General features: G+C 56.4%; 19 protein-coding genes. 10 read left to right on the top strand and 9 right to left on the bottom strand.

The annotated features are described in order from the left end of the window. Positions 1–11: 11 nt before the first annotated feature. Positions 12–1,250, top strand: a complete 1,239-nt coding sequence (locus tag B150_RS20040; protein ID WP_020399182.1) for an ion transporter — start codon at positions 12–14, stop codon at positions 1,248–1,250. A 72-nt stretch (positions 1,251–1,322) separates the two neighbouring features. Here the strand turns inward: B150_RS20040 and B150_RS0106970 are convergent, their stop codons facing one another. Continuing rightward, positions 1,323–2,537: an NADP-dependent isocitrate dehydrogenase gene (locus B150_RS0106970; RefSeq protein WP_020399181.1), complete on the bottom strand. Its 1,215-nt coding sequence runs from the start codon at positions 2,535–2,537 to the stop codon at positions 1,323–1,325. Between the two features lie 138 nt (positions 2,538–2,675). After that, entirely contained in the window at positions 2,676–3,266 is a 591-nt protein-coding gene (locus B150_RS0106965; RefSeq protein ID WP_040565250.1) for a TIGR00730 family Rossman fold protein, read from the bottom strand. 162 nt (positions 3,267–3,428) lie between these two features. Here B150_RS0106965 and B150_RS0106960 point away from each other — a divergent pair, with 162 nt between their 5' ends. Then, positions 3,429–4,469 carry a LysM peptidoglycan-binding domain-containing protein gene (locus B150_RS0106960; RefSeq protein WP_020399179.1) on the top strand — a complete coding sequence of 347 codons (1,041 nt, stop codon included), beginning with the start codon at positions 3,429–3,431 and terminating at the stop codon, positions 4,467–4,469. A 14-nt stretch (positions 4,470–4,483) separates the two neighbouring features. Here the strand turns inward: B150_RS0106960 and B150_RS0106955 are convergent, their stop codons facing one another. Next, complete coding sequence (locus B150_RS0106955) at positions 4,484–4,897, bottom strand: hypothetical protein (RefSeq protein WP_020399178.1); 414 nt, start codon at positions 4,895–4,897, stop codon at positions 4,484–4,486. A gap of 231 nt (positions 4,898–5,128) precedes the next feature. Here B150_RS0106955 and B150_RS0106950 point away from each other — a divergent pair, with 231 nt between their 5' ends. Then, positions 5,129–5,791 (top strand): phosphatidylserine decarboxylase, encoded by a 663-nt coding sequence (locus B150_RS0106950; RefSeq protein ID WP_026168249.1) that lies wholly within the window; start codon positions 5,129–5,131, stop codon positions 5,789–5,791. An 18-nt stretch (positions 5,792–5,809) separates the two neighbouring features. Further along, a complete protein-coding gene (gene pssA, locus B150_RS0106945; protein ID WP_020399176.1) occupies positions 5,810–6,586 on the top strand; it encodes a CDP-diacylglycerol--serine O-phosphatidyltransferase in 777 nt (258 codons plus the stop codon). Positions 6,587–6,595: 9 nt separating this feature from the next. Here the strand turns inward: pssA and B150_RS0106940 are convergent, their stop codons facing one another. Further along, a complete protein-coding gene (locus B150_RS0106940) occupies positions 6,596–7,108 on the bottom strand; it encodes a PadR family transcriptional regulator (RefSeq protein WP_020399175.1) in 513 nt (170 codons plus the stop codon). Between the two features lie 210 nt (positions 7,109–7,318). Here B150_RS0106940 and B150_RS0106930 point away from each other — a divergent pair, with 210 nt between their 5' ends. After that, positions 7,319–8,152 carry an SPOR domain-containing protein gene (locus tag B150_RS0106930; protein WP_155859967.1) on the top strand — a complete coding sequence of 278 codons (834 nt, stop codon included), beginning with the start codon at positions 7,319–7,321 and terminating at the stop codon, positions 8,150–8,152. 379 nt (positions 8,153–8,531) lie between these two features. Here the strand turns inward: B150_RS0106930 and B150_RS0106925 are convergent, their stop codons facing one another. Then, on the bottom strand, positions 8,532–8,714 hold the full coding sequence (locus tag B150_RS0106925; RefSeq protein ID WP_020399173.1) for a hypothetical protein: 183 nt from the start codon (positions 8,712–8,714) through the stop codon (positions 8,532–8,534). Between the two features lie 187 nt (positions 8,715–8,901). Here B150_RS0106925 and B150_RS20035 point away from each other — a divergent pair, with 187 nt between their 5' ends. From B150_RS20035 to B150_RS22215, 5 genes are all read left to right on the top strand, one after another. Continuing rightward, positions 8,902–10,242, top strand: a complete 1,341-nt coding sequence (locus tag B150_RS20035; protein WP_081611357.1) for a Ppx/GppA phosphatase family protein — start codon at positions 8,902–8,904, stop codon at positions 10,240–10,242. Further along, complete coding sequence (locus tag B150_RS0106915; RefSeq protein WP_020399171.1) at positions 10,235–10,978, top strand: RlmE family RNA methyltransferase; 744 nt, start codon at positions 10,235–10,237, stop codon at positions 10,976–10,978. Before B150_RS20035 ends, B150_RS0106915 begins: the two co-directional genes overlap by 8 nt. Before the next feature lie 166 nt (positions 10,979–11,144). After that, positions 11,145–12,614: an IMP dehydrogenase gene (gene guaB / locus B150_RS0106910; RefSeq protein WP_020399170.1), complete on the top strand. Its 1,470-nt coding sequence runs from the start codon at positions 11,145–11,147 to the stop codon at positions 12,612–12,614. 11 nt (positions 12,615–12,625) lie between these two features. After that, positions 12,626–13,954 carry an RsmB/NOP family class I SAM-dependent RNA methyltransferase gene (locus B150_RS0106905; RefSeq protein WP_020399169.1) on the top strand — a complete coding sequence of 443 codons (1,329 nt, stop codon included), beginning with the start codon at positions 12,626–12,628 and terminating at the stop codon, positions 13,952–13,954. A 151-nt stretch (positions 13,955–14,105) separates the two neighbouring features. Beyond that, positions 14,106–14,588: a tetratricopeptide repeat protein gene (locus tag B150_RS22215; protein WP_020399168.1), complete on the top strand. Its 483-nt coding sequence runs from the start codon at positions 14,106–14,108 to the stop codon at positions 14,586–14,588. A gap of 138 nt (positions 14,589–14,726) precedes the next feature. Here B150_RS22215 and B150_RS0106895 read toward each other — a convergent pair whose 3' ends face one another. From B150_RS0106895 to B150_RS0106880, 4 genes are all read right to left on the bottom strand, one after another. Then, positions 14,727–15,176: an avidin/streptavidin family protein gene (locus tag B150_RS0106895; RefSeq protein ID WP_020399167.1), complete on the bottom strand. Its 450-nt coding sequence runs from the start codon at positions 15,174–15,176 to the stop codon at positions 14,727–14,729. 33 nt (positions 15,177–15,209) lie between these two features. After that, positions 15,210–15,803 carry a PAS domain-containing protein gene (locus B150_RS0106890; RefSeq protein ID WP_026168248.1) on the bottom strand — a complete coding sequence of 198 codons (594 nt, stop codon included), beginning with the start codon at positions 15,801–15,803 and terminating at the stop codon, positions 15,210–15,212. Between the two features lie 96 nt (positions 15,804–15,899). After that, the gene (locus B150_RS0106885) at positions 15,900–17,831 is read right to left on the bottom strand and encodes a tetratricopeptide repeat protein (RefSeq protein ID WP_020399165.1); all 1,932 of its coding nucleotides are present in this window, start codon (positions 17,829–17,831) and stop codon (positions 15,900–15,902) included. Between the two features lie 122 nt (positions 17,832–17,953). After that, positions 17,954–19,357, bottom strand: a complete 1,404-nt coding sequence (locus B150_RS0106880; RefSeq protein ID WP_211205929.1) for a M20/M25/M40 family metallo-hydrolase — start codon at positions 19,355–19,357, stop codon at positions 17,954–17,956. Positions 19,358–19,447: the final 90 nt, after the last annotated feature.

Below are 19,447 nucleotides of genomic sequence, written 5' to 3'. Positions count from 1 at the left end.
GAGACCGGACAATGAGCCAGAACACTCTCCGCCGCCGCACCTATGATTTTCTCGAGCTCGGTAGTTTCGGCAGTCGCTGGGCTGCCGCGTTCGAAGTTTTCATGGTCCTTCTGATCCTCGCAAACGTTGTTGCGGTTGCGCTTGAAACCGTGCCTTCGCTCTGGGCGCATTATGGACCGGCATTTGCTCTTTTCGACAATATTTCCCTGACGATATTTGCAGCAGAATACGCACTGCGGGTTTGGGCAAGCGCGGAGCGTGAGGCTGTCGCGGGCGACAGCGTCATGCCGCGCCGCTTGCGCTATATCCTGTCACCGCTGGCATTACTTGACCTCGTCGTGATTGCCCCGCTGTTCTTGGGTGCATTTGTCACGACTGACTTGCGCGAGCTCAGAATTTTTCGCTTGCTCAGGCTGCTCAAGCTCGTACGTTTTTCGCCAGCGCTATCGTCACTAGGACGGGTCGTTGTGGCTGAGCGCCGCGCGCTGTTTGCGACGTTAGTCGTGATGACAGGGCTTCTCTTCCTGTCGGCGACACTCATGTACCATGTGGAGCGTGCCGTTCAGCCAGACAAGTTCGGAAGCATACCGGATGCGCTCTGGTGGGCATTGGCCACGCTCACAACCGTTGGCTACGGCGATGTGGTGCCTGCGACTGCCGTGGGCAAAATCGTTGCGGGGACTACAATGGTTCTGGGCCTTGGGTTCTACGCGCTCCCCATCGGTATTATTGCCTCCGGTTTTTCGGATGAGGTGCACCGTCGCGAATTTGTTGTGCCCATTGGCTTAATCGAGGATTTTCCAGCTTTCTCTCGTTTGCCCAGGCAGGCCGCCAAGGAACTGAGCGGACGTATGCGTACGCTGGTGCTCACGCCGGGCACAGTGTTGACGCACCGATTTGACCGGGACAATGGCCTCTATCTCGTCATATCAGGCGAGCTCAGCGCATTTTACCATCACCGTGCAGTGCCCATGCGGGCAGGGGACTTTATTGGTGAATGCGGCATGATCAGCGACACCGGTTCACAGCCTGCGACGGTCGCCAAAACCCGCGTACGGGTGATGTGGCTTGAGAGTACGGATATGCACATCCTGCTGTCGCTCTACCCGGAAATGGCTAAGGAAATACAGGATTATACGGTGCGCAGGCTGGCGGATCTGGTCGAGGATGGCTATCTGAGTGCCGATGAGAGACTGGGTATGATAAAGCGCCAGCAAGATTGGATGGTATCAGCCCAACTACCCGTCTAGGAAAGAAAGATACTTCCAAGAAAAAAGCCGCCCGGTGGGGCGGCTTTCTGTGTTTGATAGCGCTTTTAACGCTTAACCAAGCTCGGCTTTCAGGTTCTCGTCGATCTTGTCGAAGAACTGGCCGGTGGTCATCCAGCTTTGGTTCGGGCCGATCAGGAGCGCCAGGTCTTTGGTCATCGAACCGGTTTCAACCGTGTTGATGCAGACCTTCTCAACAGCTTCAGCGAAGGCCGTAACTTCAGGCGTACCATCCATTTTGCCGCGGTACTTGAGGCCACGGGTCCATGCGAAGATCGAAGCGATCGGGTTCGTCGACGTTTCTTTACCTTCCTGGTGCTGGCGGTAGTGTCGGGTCACCGTGCCGTGTGCGGCCTCGGATTCAACCGTTTTTCCATCTGGCGTCATGAGAACGGAGGTCATGAGGCCGAGCGAACCGAAGCCTTGTGCCACGGTGTCGGACTGCACGTCGCCGTCATAGTTCTTACAAGCCCAGACAAAGCCACCAGCCCACTTCATCGCGCAAGCGACCATGTCGTCGATCAGGCGGTGTTCGTAGGTAATGCCAGCGTCTTTGAACTTGTCTTTGAACTCATTCTCGAAGATTTCCATGAACAGGTCCTTGAAGCGGCCATCATAGGCTTTCAGGATGGTGTTCTTGGTGGAGAGGTAAACCGGCCACTGACGGCTCAGGCCGTAGTTCATGCACGCACGGGCGAAATCGCGGATGCTGGCATCCACGTTATACATACCCATGGCAACGCCAGCTTCTTCGAACTCGTACACTTCGCGCTCGATCGCTTCACCGCCATCAGCCGGCTCGAACTTCATGGTGAGCTTGCCGGCACCTGGCACAAGGAAGTCGGTCGCACGGTACTGGTCACCAAACGCGTGACGGCCGATAACAATCGGCTTGGTCCAACCCGGAACCAGACGCGGTACGTTTTTCATGATGATAGGCTCACGGAAAACGGTGCCGCCAAGGATGTTGCGGATCGTGCCGTTCGGGCTGCGCCACATCTTCTTGAGGTCGAATTCTTCTACGCGCTGCTCGTCAGGGGTGATGGTCGCGCATTTCACGCCCACACCATGTTCCTTGATCGCGTTTGCAGCGTCGATGGTGATCTGGTCGTCGGTTTCGTCACGCTTGGTGACCGAGAGATCGTAGTAGAGGAGTTCCACATCAAGATATGGCTGGATCAGGCGTTCCCGGATCCATTGCCAGATGATGCGGGTCATCTCGTCGCCGTCGATTTCCACAATAGGATTTTTTACGGTAATTTTGCTCATTGGTCCCTCAAACTTGTTATTTCTCGTGGGGTATTCTTGCGCCGTGGAGAGTTGGCGCGAAATTTGGCCGCACCCTATCACCACAATTCATATAGTTGAAGAGTGAACAGGGGCAAATTTTACTCTTTTGATCCTTTTTTACATCAACTCGCTGTTAGAAGGCTCGGTTTGAGCTTCCGACTGCTTGAGAAGGTCCATAGCCTCTTCCGCGGTTTCAGCAACCTGGAGGAGGGAGGCGTTGGCTTCGGAGGCAAATCCTTCACGAACGACATTCTCGACAAGTTCCAGAAGCGGCGACCAGTAACCTTTGTGGTTGAGAAGAATAATCGGCTTCTTGTGCAGGCTCAGCTGCGCCCACGTCATGATCTCAAACGTCTCGTCCAAGGTGCCGAGGCCGCCAGGCAGAACTATAAAGGCATCCGAACGGTCGAACATCATTTTCTTGCGTTCGTGCATGTTCCTTGTGACATGCAATTCAGCAAGGCCATCCTGCGTAATTTCAACTGCGTCAAGGTGTTCGGGGATGATGCCAATCACGTCGGCGCCGGCATCGCGCGCAGCACGGGCGACCACGCCCATCAGGCCAATACTGCCAGCACCGTAGACAAGGTTCATGCCTGCATCAGCAATACGTTCGCCTAGGTCATGAGCCAGGTTTTCATACTCTTTGCCTTTGCCCATGCGCGAACCGCAATAGACGCAGACGGACTTTATGGAAGAATTGGGCATGGTGGATACGCTGGACAAGGGTTGCACTTTTATCGTCCTTCACACATATGGGATATTAAGAAAGCTAGACAGGTCAAAGTTTTGACATCTTTTTAGTAAAATCATCTTTCATTATAAAGGCCCGATTGTTAAGGCTTTGTTGTAAGACTGGTATGGTGTGACATGGGCCCACTTGAAAGCAAGAGCGACGACAGACGTAGGATAGCCATTGGCGCCGTTATTGGTGCTATTGGTATCGCAGCTGTTGGCTATCTCGTTTTTGGTGGTGGCTCTGATGACCTCGTTCAGCCGCAAAATCCCGCAGGACAGCAACAGCAAACGGCGCAGGAAACTGTGGTCGAACAAAAAGCTGTGCCCGAATTTGACCTCGTGCGCATTTCCCGCGGCGGTACTGGCGTTATTGCGGGGCGTATGACGCCTGGTGCACGGGTTGAGCTTTATGCCAATGGCGTCAAAATCAACGAAGTTGTCGCGAACGATGATGGCGAGTGGGTTATGATCTTGCAGGAACCGCTTGAGGCTGGTTCCGTTGAACTGAACCTCAAGGCCGTTGATAAGGACCAGAACCTGATCGCAGAGGCGACCAACGTTGTTGTGGTCTCTGTACCTGAACGCGACGACAAAAGGTTTGTCGAGCGTGAGCAGAACGGTGTTGTCGCTGTCCTGACCCCCAAAAGCGGGGAGGGCGCGAGTACTGTCCTCCAGAAGCCGGGCGTTGCTGCTTTCGGTGAAGTGGGTGAGAGCCTGAGTGTAGATACCATTGACTATGGTGATGGTGGCGCCGCGGTATTCACCGGTCGTTCGCTCCCTCGGGTTGATGTGAGACTTTACCTCGATGATGAATTTGTTGGCTCCGTGCGCGCCAATGATAGTGGTCGCTGGAGCATTCCACTGGAAGGTAAAACGCTGACCGCAGGCACGCATATGATCCGCGTAGACCAGACCGTTGGCGATGGAGAGGTGCAACTTCGCATCGAACAGCCGTTTGAGACTGGTGTTGCGATTGACCAGAGCCTCGCTGAAGGTGGTGTGTTGGTGAAGCCCGGCAACACACTGTGGCAGATCGCGCGCCAGCTATATGGTTCTGGCGTACGCTACACGGTGATCTTCAAGGAAAACAGCGAACAGATTCGTGACCCGGACCTCATTTATCCCGGGCAAATGTTCCGTCTGCCTGGCAAAGCCCAGCAAAATAGCAACTAATCACTAGGTATGAGTTAGTCTTCGAGCGGCTTGAGGTGCGCACGCAGTGCGCGCAGGTGCGTTTCGGATTCCAAGAGAATCAGAGTCAAGGCGCCCATCAGGTCAGAACCGGCGAGGTGACGGTCGGTGCGTGTCACGCTATTGAAGCTGACATGGCCGTTTTTCTCAATCCGGTAGGCGCCGTCGATGCCACGGTTGGTGGCATATACCCGCTCGATCGCCATGGTGCGCTGTGCTGCGTCTTCCACAGTGAAATAAAGCTGACCAAGTTTCGCGGATAGTTGGATGGTGCCCGCGCCACCTGCGTCGCGGTCGGCGACAGCATGAAAGCGGATGCCTTCCCACTCGAAATCAATCCTGTCGAACTGGGGATTATCAAGGCTGTCAAGGTGACCTTGGACCTTATCCAGCTTTTCATGCAGTTTCATGGAGCCTGATTTCCTCATAACGGCCGGGCAGGTTTATATTGCCTAAAATCGCTTGTTCTGTTTAAGCAATTGTTAATGCCGACAAAACTGTTTTGGACGAAAGTCTGGCGACAGTGCAAGTGTTATGTTTTATAAAGGTCAAAATGCGGCAACGGGGATACTGTGCTGCTTGACGGATGATGCGCAACTCGCCAGTGTGTGCGCGAATTTTTGAAGCTGAAAGGCCAAGGTATGAAGGCAAGTGATGTAGTGATGACGCCAATCCATAAGGAAGGGCACATCTTTGTGGTGATATTTTTTGCCATTTCATTTGGCCTGTTTTTCCTTTCGGAACCGCTTGGCTGGATTGGCCTGATTCTGACCGCATGGTGTCTCTATTTCTTCCGTGACCCTGAGCGGGTGGTGCCAGAAGAAGCTGGTGTTCTCGTGAGCCCGGCGGATGGTACCGTGTGTGCCGTGACAGAAGCCGCACCGCCTGCAGAGCTTGGCATGGGCGACGAGCCGCGTGTTCGTATTTCGATCTTTCTTTCCGTTTTCAACGTGCACGTGAACCGTACGCCCGCAGCCGGTGAAATCACGGGCCTCGCGCATGTGCCGGGCAAGTTCCTGAACGCAGCGGCGACCGAAGCCAGCGAAGAAAATGAGCGCCAGCTCATTCGCATGACCACAAGCGAAGGTCACGACATCGCCTATGCTCAAGTGGCGGGCCTTGTCGCGCGGCGTATCCTCTGTGATCTGGAGATCGGTCAGAATGTGGGCCGGGGTGAGCGTTTTGGTCTTATTCGCTTCGGCAGCCGTACCGACATCTATCTCGACAAAGGTCTCGAGGCGACCGTACAGGTTGGCCAGACCATGATCGGCGGTGAGACCATCATCGCACGCAAGACCGCATAAGCGCAGGCGAGGGACCCAGTGCAGGAAGACTTGGATATCACCACGGGCGAGAAGCCGGCACGCGCTTTCTCGATCCGTACGATTTTGCCAAACGCTGTTACGCTCTTTGCCTTTATGGCGGGGCTGACATCGATCCGTTTTGCACTGGCCGGAAAGTGGGAGTTGGCAGTTTTTGCCGTGCTGCTCGCGGGTGTTTTTGATGGGCTTGACGGCACCGTAGCTCGCCTTCTGAAGAGCACCAGCCGCTTTGGGGCGGAACTGGATTCCCTCTCTGACGTTGTTGCCTTTGGCGTGGCGCCCGCGGTTGTTCTCTATTTGTGGGGCCTGCAGTCCCTTGACCGCCTTGGTTGGGGTGTCGCCCTTATCTACGCGATTGCGATGGCGCTTCGCCTCGCGCGGTTTAATGCCCGGCTTGATGATGAGGAAGAGCCACGCAAACGCCTTGGCTTCCTCACCGGCGTCCCAGCGCCTATGGGCGCTGCGCTCCTTCTTGTGCCGCTCATGGTCGATTTCGCGCTTGAAGACGTGCTTATAAAGTCCTATCCGGCGCTCATCATTATTTACACAGTCGCTATTGCGCTTCTGATTGTGTCCACCATCCCGACCATCTCGCTCAAGGCAATCCGTATCCGGCGCGAGGCCTTTGTGCCGGTGATGCTTGTCATCGGTGTGGTGATTGCTGGGCTTTTTGTCCGCACATGGCTTGTGCTACTGATCATCGCAGCACTTTATCTCGCCAGCATGCCATGGACCTACATGGCCTATGAGCGTCGCCGGAAGCAGAAGGGCATTTAGGCCTGCCGCCTAGCTGCCCTCGAACGTATCGCCATTCTCTTGTAAGAATTTCCGCGCTGCCTGCTGCATGGCAATGCCGTATTGCAGCACAAAACGCGCGGCCTTGCCGTCTTCATCACCGAGCAAACGTTCAAGCATCTCTATCTGGGCGGAGTGATGGTCGATGCGGTCCTCGATGAGGCTCGTGATCCGGTTTGGTGACACCGCTTCCGCGAACAGGAGGGCCGCGAGAAATTCCGACCGGTTCCGGTCCGGCTTCGGCGCATTCACCAAAGACGCCTCAAGCGCTTTCCTACCTTCGCTTGTCAGGCTGTAGACCTTTTTGTCAGGCCGGTTTTCCTGTGCTTCGGTGCGGCAGAGAACAAGACCTTCATCGGTTAATTTGGTGAGCGCAGGATAGATGGAGCCGTAGCTGGCTTCGGAGAAGAAGCTGAAAGCGCCTTCCGCCACCATCTTCTTGATGTCGTAGCCTGTGGTGTCGCCGAGGCTCAGAATGCCAAGGCACAGGGTGCGGATATCCATATACTGCCTTCACTGCCGTTTTTATATCATTGCGAGATACTAAGAAGTGGGGTTAAGCACAGCAATGTAAAGATGGCTGCCGTAATATTTGCCCCACATCAGTCGCTTGGCACCGATTTTGCTTTGATGCTGGCGAACATGTCTCTTGCGGCCCAATTGGGTTCAAAATTGCCGGGATAGCAAGGGAAAAGCGACGAAAAGGGTGCCGTGATGACCACATCGTACATGCTGAAAAAATCGAATGCTTCAAAAGTGGCAATTCTTGCCTGTGTCTCCACCATGCTTGGTGCATGTCAATCAAGCAACTTGTGGCAAGGCGAAGAAGTGCTGGTTGAAGCACGTCAAACCACGCTGGAGCGCAGTGTTGGTAACGTTTCCGAAAATCACCGGGAGCTGAAAGACCGCTTCAACGCGCTCGAGCGCCTGTATGTCGACCTCGCGCGCAACATGCGGATGCAGAACGAGCAGTTGCAAAGTATCGAGCAAAAGCTCGCCAACTTCCAGAAGGATCCGGAAGTTGATGCGAGCCTGAAGCGTGTACGCACAGAACTGCAAGCTGTGCGCAAGGACATGAAGGACATGGAAAACCGGATTTATTCGGTAGAAGTGACCGACCGTCAGGCAGCCTATACACCAGAGCCGAAGACAGATGCCGCGCCTACGGGCACAAGCCAGTCCGGGGCGGATGCATCCGCCCCGGCGTCCGAGCCAAGCACCAACGCTGCTGCAACACCGACCCCGGTCGACAACCGTGCGCCGGTTGACAACCGTACCTATTTTGGCGCGCACCTCGCGTCCTACCGTTCGAAGGATCAGGTGTCGTCGGGCTGGAACAGTCTTCTCAAGGCGTTTGGCGGGGAGCTTGGCGATCTAAAGCCGGTTATTTATACACAGAGCCAGGAAGGCATTGGCACGTTCCTGCGTCTTATTGTCGGCCCACTCGATAATGAAGAGGCTGCAGAGGAACTGTGTAACCGTATCCGTGAAACGGGTGGGGAGCAGTATTGCCGCGTGTCGGAGTACCAAGGCGAGCCTATTGGCTAAATGTCAGTAATATTGACCTTTTTTGTGCTTAAGGGGCCTTTATGGTCCCTTTTTGCAAATAATTTCAAAAAAATGTCACTAATTAGCCATTGAGGCTGCAAGCCCCCTTGACAGGGCACCACAAATCCTGTCGGATGCTGCAACCTTCGACACACTCAGGCGTGGTTAGTCAACTTGGGGAGGTGCGACTGACCTTGGCGCTTTCGAGCTGCCACTGAGATAAGAAGGCCGGGCATACCTGGGGGTTCGCTCGGATTAGGCGCGGTGCTTCGACCAATTTTCGGTTGTTCGCCGCGCCTTTCGTTTGCGTAGTCCATAGATCATCAAAAAGCGTCAGATGCTGCCCGCAATCTCTTGCGGGTAACGGCCTATTGGTCCGTCAGTCGGTTAGTACAGAATGCCGGGCAGGAAGTGCAACGCGGTCATCGCGCACGCGGCTAGCACGAAAAATCACCACCATACGGCGGAACACGATGCCAAGGCCATCTTGCATTGATGCCATGCCGATGCCGCCGATCACGATGAAAAGCATCAACGATACGATATGTGAGAATTCAAACATTTCCGCCTCCGTTCCTTTTTTGTTCTTATATGTATTTGATTGTGCCTCGTCAAGAACAAAAAAAGAACATTAAGAAAATTCGTGATCTGACACTCGCGCAATTTTGTTGTCTGCTGGGGCCGCACAGTGCTAGACAGGTGGTAAGTGAGCGGCCGAGCGCCGCGATAAAAATGATAAAAAGAGAAAAATGATGTCCGTAAACCATGAGGCCAAAGGCTCGGGTGCGGCGGTTGAAGGCACAAACGAGAACCGTCAGCACAGGAAAGAGGAAGGCGGAGGCCGACCTCGGCGCCGTAACCGGCGACGAAATCGTGGCAAGGGCCAAAAGCCTGAAGCAAAAACCGCGTCAAACGTCGCGGCACAAACCCCTAAGCATAACCGAGATAATAACGCGCCCGCGCGCCCCAAACCGGTGGACGCCCGGCCCACCAGTGACACTCAGGCACCGCGCCGCAGCGAACGGCCCATGGTCAACCGCAGCGTCTACAGCGCGATTGATCTGGGTACCAATAACTGCCGACTGTTGATTGCCCGGCCGACCAAGGGCGGCTTTCGGGTGATTGATGCCTTCTCCCGCATCGTGCGCCTTGGCGAAGGTGTGGCGAACGGCAACCGCCTCTCTGATGCTGCCATGGACCGCACGATTGAGGCACTTAAAGTATGCGCAGACAAAATTGCCCGGCGGAATGTGACCTGCATGCGTCACGTGGCGACGGAAGCGTGCCGCGTGGCGGACAATGCTGATGAATTCATTGCTCGTGTAAAACGGGAAACTGGCCTCAATCTCGATATCATTTCCGCCAAGGAAGAAGCGCGGCTCGCGGTAATGGGCTGCCAGTCGCTTATTGCGCCCGGTAACCGGCACGCGCTTGTGTTCGATATTGGTGGTGGCAGTACGGAGCTTATCTGGGTGCGTGTGCATCCCGGCAACCGGTCCGAGATCAGTGGCTGGATGTCAATCCCGTGGGGTGTCGTGAACCTTTCAGAGAGTTACGGCGTTGTCGGGAAATCGGTACCGCGCGAACAATACGCGCAGATGATTGCCATCGTTGAGAAACACTTGAAGGAGTTTGAGGCGGCACACCGTGTATCGGAAGTGATACGCCGCAAGCAGACACAGTTCCTAGGTACCTCAGGCACGGTTACGACGCTTGCCAGCCTGCACCTTGAACTGCCGCGCTATGCCCGTGAGAAGGTGGATGGCGCCTGGATGAAATCGAAGGATATCCACGCGCTCTCCCGCCGCGTGGCTGAAATGACCCATGTGGAACGCGCTGCGCAGCCCTGTATCGGCCCTGAGCGCGCTGACCTTGTCGTCGCGGGCTGCGCTATTCTCGAAGCGATCCTTGGCATGTGGAACGTGCCGAGCCTCAGGGTCGCAGACCGGGGTATCCGAGAGGGTATTCTTCGGGGTATGATGCAAATGGATGCACCGACCGAGCGAGGCGCGCGTCCGCGCCGCCGTGGCGGGCAGGGCCGCAAGCCCGATGGTGCCAGACAACAGAACAAGGTAAGGGCCAATGGCTAAAGGCTGGAATACACAATCCAACACACGCAGCCGCGCACGCGGCGGCAAGGTGCGCGTCAAAACCGCGCGTGGGCGCAAGACATCGTCAACGCGTTGGCTCCAGCGGCAGCTGAATGACCCATATGTGGCGGAAGCCCGCCGCCTTGGCTATCGCAGCCGCGCGGCCTTCAAGCTGGCAGAACTTGACGACCGCTACGAGCTTATCAAAGGCTCGATGCGTATTGTTGACCTTGGCTGCGCACCCGGTGGCTGGACACAGGTGATCACTGAACGCTGCCCCAAGGGCGCGCAGGTGATCGGCATCGACCTCCAGGAAGTGGAGCCTATTCCGGGCGCCAAAATCTGGGTGATGGACTTCCTTGCTGAAGGGGCAGAAGAAGAGCTGATGGCTGCGATGGACGGCCCCGCCGACCTCGTGCTCTCGGACATGGCCAACTCGGCTACCGGGCACCGGCAGACCGATCAGATTCGTACCATGGCACTATGTGAAGCCGCACTGGACTTTGCAATCAAGGTGCTGGCGGAAGGCGGCACGTTTGCCGCGAAGGTCCTTCAAGGCGGATCGGACAATGACCTGATGGCCCGGATGAACCGCCATTTCCGCAATGTAAAACACGCGAAGCCGCCCTCAAGCAGGCAAGACAGCAAGGAATGGTTTGTGGTGGCACAGGGCTTCCGCCGTCATGCACCGTCTGACGCCGCGCTGGCGGAAGAGGCGGACGAGGCCTCCTCTTAAGCCCGCTTTCCGATTAGTTTGCGCATGCGACAAGTTTAACGTTGATTTTTGCGCCAGCTTGGGGTTATTGAACGGCGAATATCTTAACCAAGGGTTGGCCCGCGGCCTCACAAAAGTGGCTGGGTCATGCGCCTCTCAGAGCGCCCACTGATGAGCAGGAAAGCTAATGGATATTCGCCTCGGTCTTACGTTTGATGACGTTCTCCTCGTTCCCGCAGCTAGTGATGTGATGCCCGCACAGGTCGATGTGCGCACCCGCATCACCAAGTCAATTGAACTCAACATGCCGCTTCTTTCGGCCGCCATGGATACGGTGACCGAAGCTCCAATGGCGATTGCCATGGCGCAAGCTGGCGGTATGGGTGTGCTGCACCGGAACGTGACCGAGGAAGAACAGGCCGAGATGGTCCGCCAGGTCAAGAAATTCGAATCCGGCATGGTGGTGAACCCGGTGACCATGTTCCCGGACCAGACCCTCGCTGATGCGATGGAGCTGATGACCCGTCACCGGATTTCCGGCATTCCTATTGTTGAACGCGGCAACGGCGCTGGCCCCAAAAAGCTTGTGGGTATCGTTACCAACCGTGACGTGCGTTTCGCGACCCAAATGTCCCAGCCGGTATCAGAGCTGATGACCCGCGAAGTGGTGACCGTGCAGGAAGGCGTTTCGTCTGACGAAGCCAAGCGCCTGTTCCACCAGCACCGTATCGAGAAGCTCATTGTAGTCGACAACGAATACCGCTGTGTGGGCCTCATTACCGTCAAGGATATGGAAAAGGCCGTAGCGAACCCGCATGCCGCCAAGGACGCGCAGGGCCGCCTCCGTGTGGCAGCGGCCACCACGGTAGGTGAGAAGGGCTATGAGCGTGCTGGCATGCTGGTGGACGCCGAATGTGACCTCATCGTGCTTGATACCGCACACGGCCACTCCGCTCGCGTGATCGAGCAGGTTGCCAAAATCAAGAAAAGCTGGGGCCATATCCAGCTTGTTGCCGGTAACGTAGCGACAGCCGCCGCCGCTGAGGCGCTGATTGACGCAGGCGCTGACTGTATCAAGGTTGGTATCGGCCCGGGTTCCATCTGTACCACACGTGTGGTTGCAGGTGTTGGTGTACCGCAGCTTACCGCCGTCAATGACGTCGCCAATGTTGCTATCAAACACGGTATTCCAGTGATTGCGGACGGTGGCCTGCGGACCTCTGGCGATGTGGCCAAAGCCATCGCGGCGGGTGCAAGCGCATGTATGGTTGGTTCGCTGCTTGCAGGCACCGAAGAAGCGCCGGGTGAGGTGTTCCTTTATCAAGGTCGTTCCTACAAGGCGTACCGCGGCATGGGGTCCGTAGGCGCGATGGCGCGCGGCTCTGCCGACCGTTATTTCCAGGACGATGTAAAAGATACGCTCAAGCTTGTGCCGGAAGGTGTTGAAGGACAGGTGCCTTATAAAGGCCTCGCCGCAAACGTGCTGCACCAGCTCGTCGGCGGTCTGCGTGCTTCCATGGGCTATACGGGCAACCGCACCATTGAGGAGATGCGCCAGAACGCAAGTTTCGTTCGCATCACCAACTCGGGCCTCAAGGAAAGCCACGTGCATGATGTTACCATCACACGTGAATCGCCAAATTACCCGTCAAAATAAGACGTTAGAGCATGCAGCCTTCCGCGCGACTAGCCGCCGCCATTGAGCTTCTTGAAAGCATAGAAGCGGCGATCACTTCGCGCGGGATGCCGGCTGACCACCTTGTCAGCGATTATTTCCGCGCGCGACGCTATGCGGGCTCGAAGGACAAGCGCGCGATTTCCGATTATGTCTATGCTGTTCTGCGCAGCCGCGAGTGGCTGGTGTGGGGGCTTGTGCAGGCCGGTATGCCGCTGAGCGGACGGTCGCTCCTTCTCGCCCATCTTGCGCGCCAAGAGGTTGAAAGCCTTGAGCTTTTTGATGCGGGGGACAGCTTCGCACCTGATGCGTTAAGCGTGGCTGAACAAGAGGCAATTACGGCCCTGACGGCGCTTGATTGGTGTGTCGCACCAGAAGCTATCCAGCAAAATGTACCGGCTTGGGCCGCTGGCGGGTTACAAGCTCGATTTGGTGAAGAGTTCAGCGAAGGCGCCGCAGCGCTTCTTGAAAACGCGCCCCTTGATGTCCGGTTGAACGCGCTGCGCGCGCGCAGTTCAGGTATAAAGCAGTACTTGAATATAGAGCCTCAAGATATTGAAAAACATCAATATTCAAAATCTGGTTTCCGCATAAAATCTCGTATCAACCTCGGTGCTGAGAAGGCGTACCGCGACGGTATGATCGAGATTCAGGACGAGGCGGCACAGATTGCGGCGGCGCTTGTTGCAGCAAAACCGGGACATCAGGTGATTGATCTCTGTGCTGGTGGCGGGGGTAAAAGCCTTGCAATTGTAGCCGATATGGAAAACCGCGGGCAGATTTACGCATTCGATATATCGGGCAAGCGGCTTGATGATTTTCGTAGCCGCCTTAAACGCGCGGGCGTTCATAATATTCAGGTCAGTCGCATCGCAGCTGAGGGTGAAGGGCGCGCTACCGCATTGAAAGAGTTTGATAAATCGGCAGACCGTGTGCTGGTCGATGTGCCGTGTACCGGCAGCGGCACATGGCGCCGCAGCCCCGACCAGCGCTGGCGTTTTGACGAGGAAAGCCTAGCGGATTTGACCGCGCTTCAGGCCTCGCTGCTGAGTGAAGGTGCCGCCATGGTCAAGCCGGGCGGCAGGCTGATTTATATGACCTGTTCGCTGCTTCCAGCGGAAAATGAGCAAATAATTCAAGAGTTTATGGCGAAATCGCACAGTGTGTGGAAGGTGTGCGACTATAAAGCGGTGTGGCAGGAGGTTCTAGAAAGCCCTGTGCCCGGCACTTTGGCATCTGTCCCTGAATGCTTGCAACTCGCACCCCATGCCCACGGCACCGACGGTTTCTTCACCGCAATTTTTGAGCGCGTGCCACAATAAAACTGTGGGGATTTACCAATTCTTTGGGCTTTGCAGCCTATCCTCACCAAATGGTGACTTGCCGCAAATGGGGCACGCTCTAGCCTAAAAGGCGAGACAGCGGGTAAATTTGCCGCTATCGTCATGGAACGATAACAGTGATGAGGTAAGCATGCGTATTCAGTCTATCCTTGCGGTTTCCGTCCTTGTTGGCAGCCTGGCGAGCCCGGCATTCGCCCAAACGGCGGAGAAATATCGGCTGTTTTCCAATGACTTGGTGGCGAAAGCTGCCGCCGACATGAAGTCGAACGAGCCACGCGCCGCGCAAGCGCTTTATGAACGCGCGCTGGTCGCAAACCCGGCGAATGTGGATGCGCTCATTGGCCTTGGCCGTGCCCATGAGGCGCAAGGCCATGTAGGCAGCGGCCTGAAATATTACCGCAAAGCCCTTGAGATCGAACCGAATGACCGAGATGCCCTTGAGGTGCAGGCGCTGGCGTTTCTCAAGCGTAATCTGGCAGAGAAAGCCGAAGGCAACCGCGATAAACTGGCTCGTATCTGCCAAAGCGGCTGCACTGAGCTCAAGACCGTAGAGACCGCGATTGAGGAATATCGTGCGCGTCAGGCGAGTGCGGAGCTGGCAAAAGAGGGTTGATCTGGCGAACGCTAAGAAGAGCAAACATTAAATCAATGAGTTAAGGGCGCAAGTTGCGCCCTTTTTGCTGCCCTGAGCCTAAAATGAGTGTGCGGAAACTGTGCGGAAACTGTGCGGATTTTTTATCGCGTCACTCGTTTATTTTGCCTTCAAGCTATCGTGATTGTCGATCACGTGTGACCAGTCATAGTCGGCCATCGGCGCGATGATCAGATCCTCGGTTTCGATCTGCGGCAGATCACCATTCATCAGGCAGATGCCGGTCCAAGAGGTGATGCCCCCAAACTCCTCGAAGCTGACGGCAAAACTGACGGCAGGGGCATAATGCCGTTCGCGGTCCGTATCTTCCTCGCGGCCGTTGGCGTTGACAAAACCGGTCAGTGGAAAAGCGCGGTCAGGCATGCTGGCGGAAAAATAGCGTCCGGTGATCATGCCGGTCTTCGCGTCAACACGGTCGAAGCTGACGGTAGCGCCAAGGTTGGTGGTCCATTGCCCGGTCATGTTGCTGCAGTCGCGCGCGGCGGCGGGCAGGGCGATAGTGGTGCTGAGGCAGGCGGCGGCAAATGCCGTACGCATGATGGCTGACACGATAAACTCCCCTCCGGTCATGGTGCCTGCGGGTTAGTTATCCTCAGGCAGTTTGGTTTTTATTGTGAATTCATAATCTGGTACGCCAAAGCCGATATCAAGGTGCCGGGCATCCAGAAGCTCATGATAGGTGACAAGCATACCCTCATCGCCCGGTGGCATGCCATAACCTTCCGTTGCTAGTTCGCTCATGGTGGCGCACTGCACCTGTTCACCAAAGCGGTTCCGAAGCGGCAGGATAAGATATTCAGCCCGAATGCGCTTGCCGTTGGCGGCAACCAGAATATCGGCGGCATAGCCGCCACAAGGATGGGTAATGAGCGCTTCGTGAAAGGCAACAAACGCGTCGGCAGCGGGCATTTCCGCGACGTCATAGACGCTGAGGCCAGTGAGGTTGCGGCCGAACTGGCTGTCAATTGCCGTTCCGCTCATTTTGACAAAAAGTTCCTTCGGCCCGGTCATCTCATAGACCATCAGATTGGCGGTCAGGCCCCGCAGTTCCTTGAGGCCCAGTTGTTGCCGGAACGGAATTTCGCCACCATTTTGCGCACGCAGGTCACACCAGATTTCATAGAATCTGTGCAGTTTCTCCGGCATTTTTGGCCATGAATCGGGAAACTTGGGCATGGGCTCTTCAGCTATGGGTGTTGGTCTCCCACCAAATCTAGCAAGAGCAAGCTCCCATTGTATATAAAAAAGCGGAAGCGTGCTTGAGCCGCAGGTCTATTGATCCTTCCCGTTCAGGCGTGCGGTGTTGAGCAGCGCGTCCTGTGTTTCGAGATGGGAAAAATACTGATCGCGTTTATCTTTGCCGAAACCATTGCTCGCTCGCTGATAGTCAGCTGAGACTTTTTCGCGGCTTTCGCCCATTTTCTCAAGGAGGCGCGAGCGGCGCAGATAGGTGCTCCACCCCTCAGGCTGAACCTTCAGGGCGTGATCATAATCCTTCAGGGCTTCCTCATAGCGGCCAAGGGCATGATAGGCGAGGCCACGGCTGTCGAGCGCATCATACAAGTCCGGCTCAAGCGCGAGGGCGCGGTCACAGTAGACAAGCGCTCGTTCCGATGCACCCAACAGGGTGAGGTACCAGCAGCGCAGGTTATAGGCTGCGGCATCTTCCGGTTCTTTGTTAAACTCGGCATCGAAGGCTGCAATCGCAGCTGCCTGATCGCCGGTACGAGCCTGGGCACGCCACAACAGCATCTTGTTGGCAGTTGTGGGTGAAATAGCCACCGCGCGTTCATAGTCGGCAATCACCAGGCGTTCATCACCCAGATAGCGCTGCACATTACCGCGCATGCGCCAGACAAACTCCTTGTCAGGGGACATCTGGGTCAGTTTGTCATAATCCTTGAGCGCCGCGCGCAGGTCTTCCGCTGCGACATGGGCGTCAGAGAGGTCAATCAGCGCATTGGCGCTACCGAGCTCAATGGCCTTTTCAAGATCGCGTACCGCTTCAGTCGGCATGCCTTTCCTGAGGTATAGGACACCACGGTTTTGTACGTGGCTTGCGGCATTGGGCTCAAGGCGCATGGCTTGCGTATAGTCAGCGATGCCCTTGTCGTATTCATTCTGCATGTAATAGACACCGCCGCGATAGTCATAGGCTGTGGCGATGTCAGGCTGCGCCTTGATCACTTTACTGAGGTCATCAAGTGCTCCCGCATAATCTTTCTGGCCATAGTGCACGATACCGCGCCTCAGCAGCGCATTGGTATTGCCGGGCGCAAGGCTCAGTGCCTTGTCATACTGTGCGATGGCTTCCGTCATCTCCCCCTTGTGCTCATGGAGCGCGCCGAGGAAAAGAGTGGCGTCAAAGTCTTTGGCATTGAGGGCAATGGCCTTTTTCGCATCAGTAATCGCGCCGTCGTAATCTTCCTTGAGCGCCTTCACTTGAGAGCGGGTCACATAGGGCGTGGACCATTTTGGCGCAAGCTGGATGGCGGTTTCCGCGTTCTCAAGCGCTTTATCGGCCTCACCGGTCAACCGGTATAGCTCAGCCCTCAGGCTGTAAGCTTCGGCATTCTTGGGGTCGAGTGTGATGGCTTCAAAAAGGTCGGCGTTTGCCGTTTTCATCAAATTCTGCATGGCATAGGCGCGTGCGCGGGCCACATAAAGGCTGGACCAACGATCATAGTTGATCGCAATGTCGTAGCTGGACTGTGCCTTTTTCGGGTCGCTCATTGCCATGTAGAGGTCGCCGAGCAGGGAATAATATTGCGCGTTCTTGTCGTCCTTGTTGATGGCGACATTACAATCGGCCAGCGCCGCGTCGAGCCGGCCAAGTGCCTTGTTGGAGAAGCAGCGCTGAATATACGCATTGGCGTCCTTCCGGCCCATGCGCATGGCGGCGTCAAAATCGGCGATGGCGTCAAGGTGCTGGTTCATGCTGCTATAAAGCTCACCGCGCTGCTGGTGAAGGCCGGCGGTGTAGCTGGGGTTGGCATTTGCGGCCAAGGCACGGGTGCAGGCGCGAATACGGTCGTCCACCTTCGGTGGCGGGTTCAGTTGCGCAAGGTTTGCGCACAGGATGGTATCTTCCGTATAGCCAGAAAGGTCAGGTTTCGCGTTTTGAGCTGCGGCAGGCAATGCCATAAGCGCCACGGATGAAAAAACGGCGCTCGACACCACAAAACGAATACGAAAAAAGCTCATCGCACATATCTCCCCGAGTGGAACATTCGCAGCATATCGGAGAGATTTGGGAAGGCAAGCGGGCACATGAGGTAGGGGAACCCGGCACCGGAAAATTCCGGTGCCAGTGTGTCTAACTGCACTTAACGGAAGCTACCCGGCCATTCGGCGGCGAGGTAGGTGAAGACCACCCAAGCCGCCACATTCTGGCGAAGCGCGGCCGGGTCAACCTTATCGAGCGTATCATCAGCCGTGTGGTGCAGGTCAAAATAGTCGGTACCGTCCTGCATCAGGTCCATCACCGGCATGCCTTTGGCGCGCAGCTGGCCAACGTCCGGCCCGCCACCCGCCTTGCGGTCAGCGCGCACAATACCAAGCGGGCCCATCAGCGCGGCCATTTTGTCCACCACATGAACGGCATTCTCGCTCACGTTCGAGGCCAAGGCCCACACCGGGCCAGCGCCGAAGTCTGATTCCGCGCCAATCATATGGTTGGCCATGTCGCCTTTTTTCTCATGCGCCTCAGCGTACTGGCGCGCACCAATCAGGCCCAGTTCCTCAGCCGAGAACAGCACCACACGGATAGAGCGGTAGGGGCGTTCTTTCGTCAGGTCCTGAATGAGGTTGGCTGCGGCCATGGTGATGGCAACACCGGCACCATCGTCCACCGCACCCGTGCCAAGGTCCCAGCTATCAAGGTGACTGCCGAGCACCACATATTCATCCGGCTTCACGCGGCCGGTGATCTCACCCACCACGTTATACATCTCGACCGGGTCTTCCATCGTGGTCTGGATATTCAGGTGCACGCTGATGCTGTCACTATAGCCAAGCATGCGCACAAGCTGATCCGCGTCCGGGTTAGAGAGCGCAGCGGCAGCGATTTTGGGTGCATCCTCATCATAGGTCACGCCGCCGGTGTGGGGCAGGCGGTGTGTGTCTGTCCCGATGGAGCGGATGAGGATCGCCTTCGCGCCCTTGCGCGCTGCCTCGGAGGCGCCCGCGCCGCGGGCTTTCACTGCCGGGCCGTAGCCCGCGCCGGTCTTGAAGCGTTCCATACGGTTCGAGATGAAGACGATCTTGTCTTTCACCATGGCCGGGTCTGCAGCTTTGAGGTCATCAAACGTTGCGAAATGCACGATCTCGGCGGTGACACCGCCTTCAGGCGTGCCGACCGATTTGCCGAGAGCTGTGATCACAAGCGGCTGGGCGTAATTACCGACCACTTCGGCGCGCTCGAGGATGCGGGTCCATTTCGGCACCATCACCGGCTCTTTCCACACCTTGTCGAAGCCAAGGCGGGTAAATTCTTCAACGCCCCAGGCCTGGGCTTCCACTTCCTTCGGGCTCGCCGCCAGCCGCGCACCGACCTTGGTGGTCAGCGACGCTAGGAGGTCATAAGCCTCGTCGCTCTCAAGCGCCTTGTCGCGCAGCATCTTGGCGACCTCCACGGTCTCGTCCGAAAGCGGTACAAGGTCGTCGGCCAATGTGGGCGCTGCCACCAGCGCACTGAGCGCGGCTGCCGCAAACAATTGTTTTATTGTCATGAAAATACCCTCGATCTGTCCCTGATTTAGAAAGCAGCGAGAGTGGCGCGGAATGTGTGGCCGGTCAAGCCAGCCACACGATCACGAGGG

It is taken from the genome of Kordiimonas gwangyangensis DSM 19435 = JCM 12864, assembly GCF_000375545.1.
GTDB classification, from domain to species: Bacteria; Pseudomonadota; Alphaproteobacteria; order Sphingomonadales; family Kordiimonadaceae; genus Kordiimonas; species Kordiimonas gwangyangensis.
The sequence above is the reverse complement of the archived record's forward strand: the minus strand, read 5'-3'. Positions and strand labels throughout refer to the sequence as shown.

Coding starts and splice junctions, on each gene's coding strand:
- B150_RS20040 (WP_020399182.1), top strand. CDS start 12: ATGAGCCAGAACACTCTCCGCCGCCGCACCTATGATTTTCTCGAGCTC.
- B150_RS0106970 (WP_020399181.1), bottom strand. CDS start 2,537: ATGAGCAAAATTACCGTAAAAAATCCTATTGTGGAAATCGACGGCGAC.
- B150_RS0106965 (WP_040565250.1), bottom strand. CDS start 3,266: ATGCCCAATTCTTCCATAAAGTCCGTCTGCGTCTATTGCGGTTCGCGC.
- B150_RS0106960 (WP_020399179.1), top strand. CDS start 3,429: ATGGGCCCACTTGAAAGCAAGAGCGACGACAGACGTAGGATAGCCATT.
- B150_RS0106955 (WP_020399178.1), bottom strand. CDS start 4,897: ATGAAACTGCATGAAAAGCTGGATAAGGTCCAAGGTCACCTTGACAGC.
- B150_RS0106950 (WP_026168249.1), top strand. CDS start 5,129: ATGAAGGCAAGTGATGTAGTGATGACGCCAATCCATAAGGAAGGGCAC.
- B150_RS0106940 (WP_020399175.1), bottom strand. CDS start 7,108: ATGGATATCCGCACCCTGTGCCTTGGCATTCTGAGCCTCGGCGACACC.
- B150_RS0106930 (WP_155859967.1), top strand. CDS start 7,319: ATGACCACATCGTACATGCTGAAAAAATCGAATGCTTCAAAAGTGGCA.
- B150_RS0106925 (WP_020399173.1), bottom strand. CDS start 8,714: ATGTTTGAATTCTCACATATCGTATCGTTGATGCTTTTCATCGTGATC.
- B150_RS20035 (WP_081611357.1), top strand. CDS start 8,902: ATGATGTCCGTAAACCATGAGGCCAAAGGCTCGGGTGCGGCGGTTGAA.
- B150_RS0106915 (WP_020399171.1), top strand. CDS start 10,235: ATGGCTAAAGGCTGGAATACACAATCCAACACACGCAGCCGCGCACGC.
- guaB (WP_020399170.1), top strand. CDS start 11,145: ATGGATATTCGCCTCGGTCTTACGTTTGATGACGTTCTCCTCGTTCCC.
- B150_RS0106905 (WP_020399169.1), top strand. CDS start 12,626: ATGCAGCCTTCCGCGCGACTAGCCGCCGCCATTGAGCTTCTTGAAAGC.
- B150_RS22215 (WP_020399168.1), top strand. CDS start 14,106: ATGCGTATTCAGTCTATCCTTGCGGTTTCCGTCCTTGTTGGCAGCCTG.
- B150_RS0106890 (WP_026168248.1), bottom strand. CDS start 15,803: ATGCCCAAGTTTCCCGATTCATGGCCAAAAATGCCGGAGAAACTGCAC.
- B150_RS0106885 (WP_020399165.1), bottom strand. CDS start 17,831: ATGAGCTTTTTTCGTATTCGTTTTGTGGTGTCGAGCGCCGTTTTTTCA.
- B150_RS0106880 (WP_211205929.1), bottom strand. CDS start 19,357: ATGACAATAAAACAATTGTTTGCGGCAGCCGCGCTCAGTGCGCTGGTG.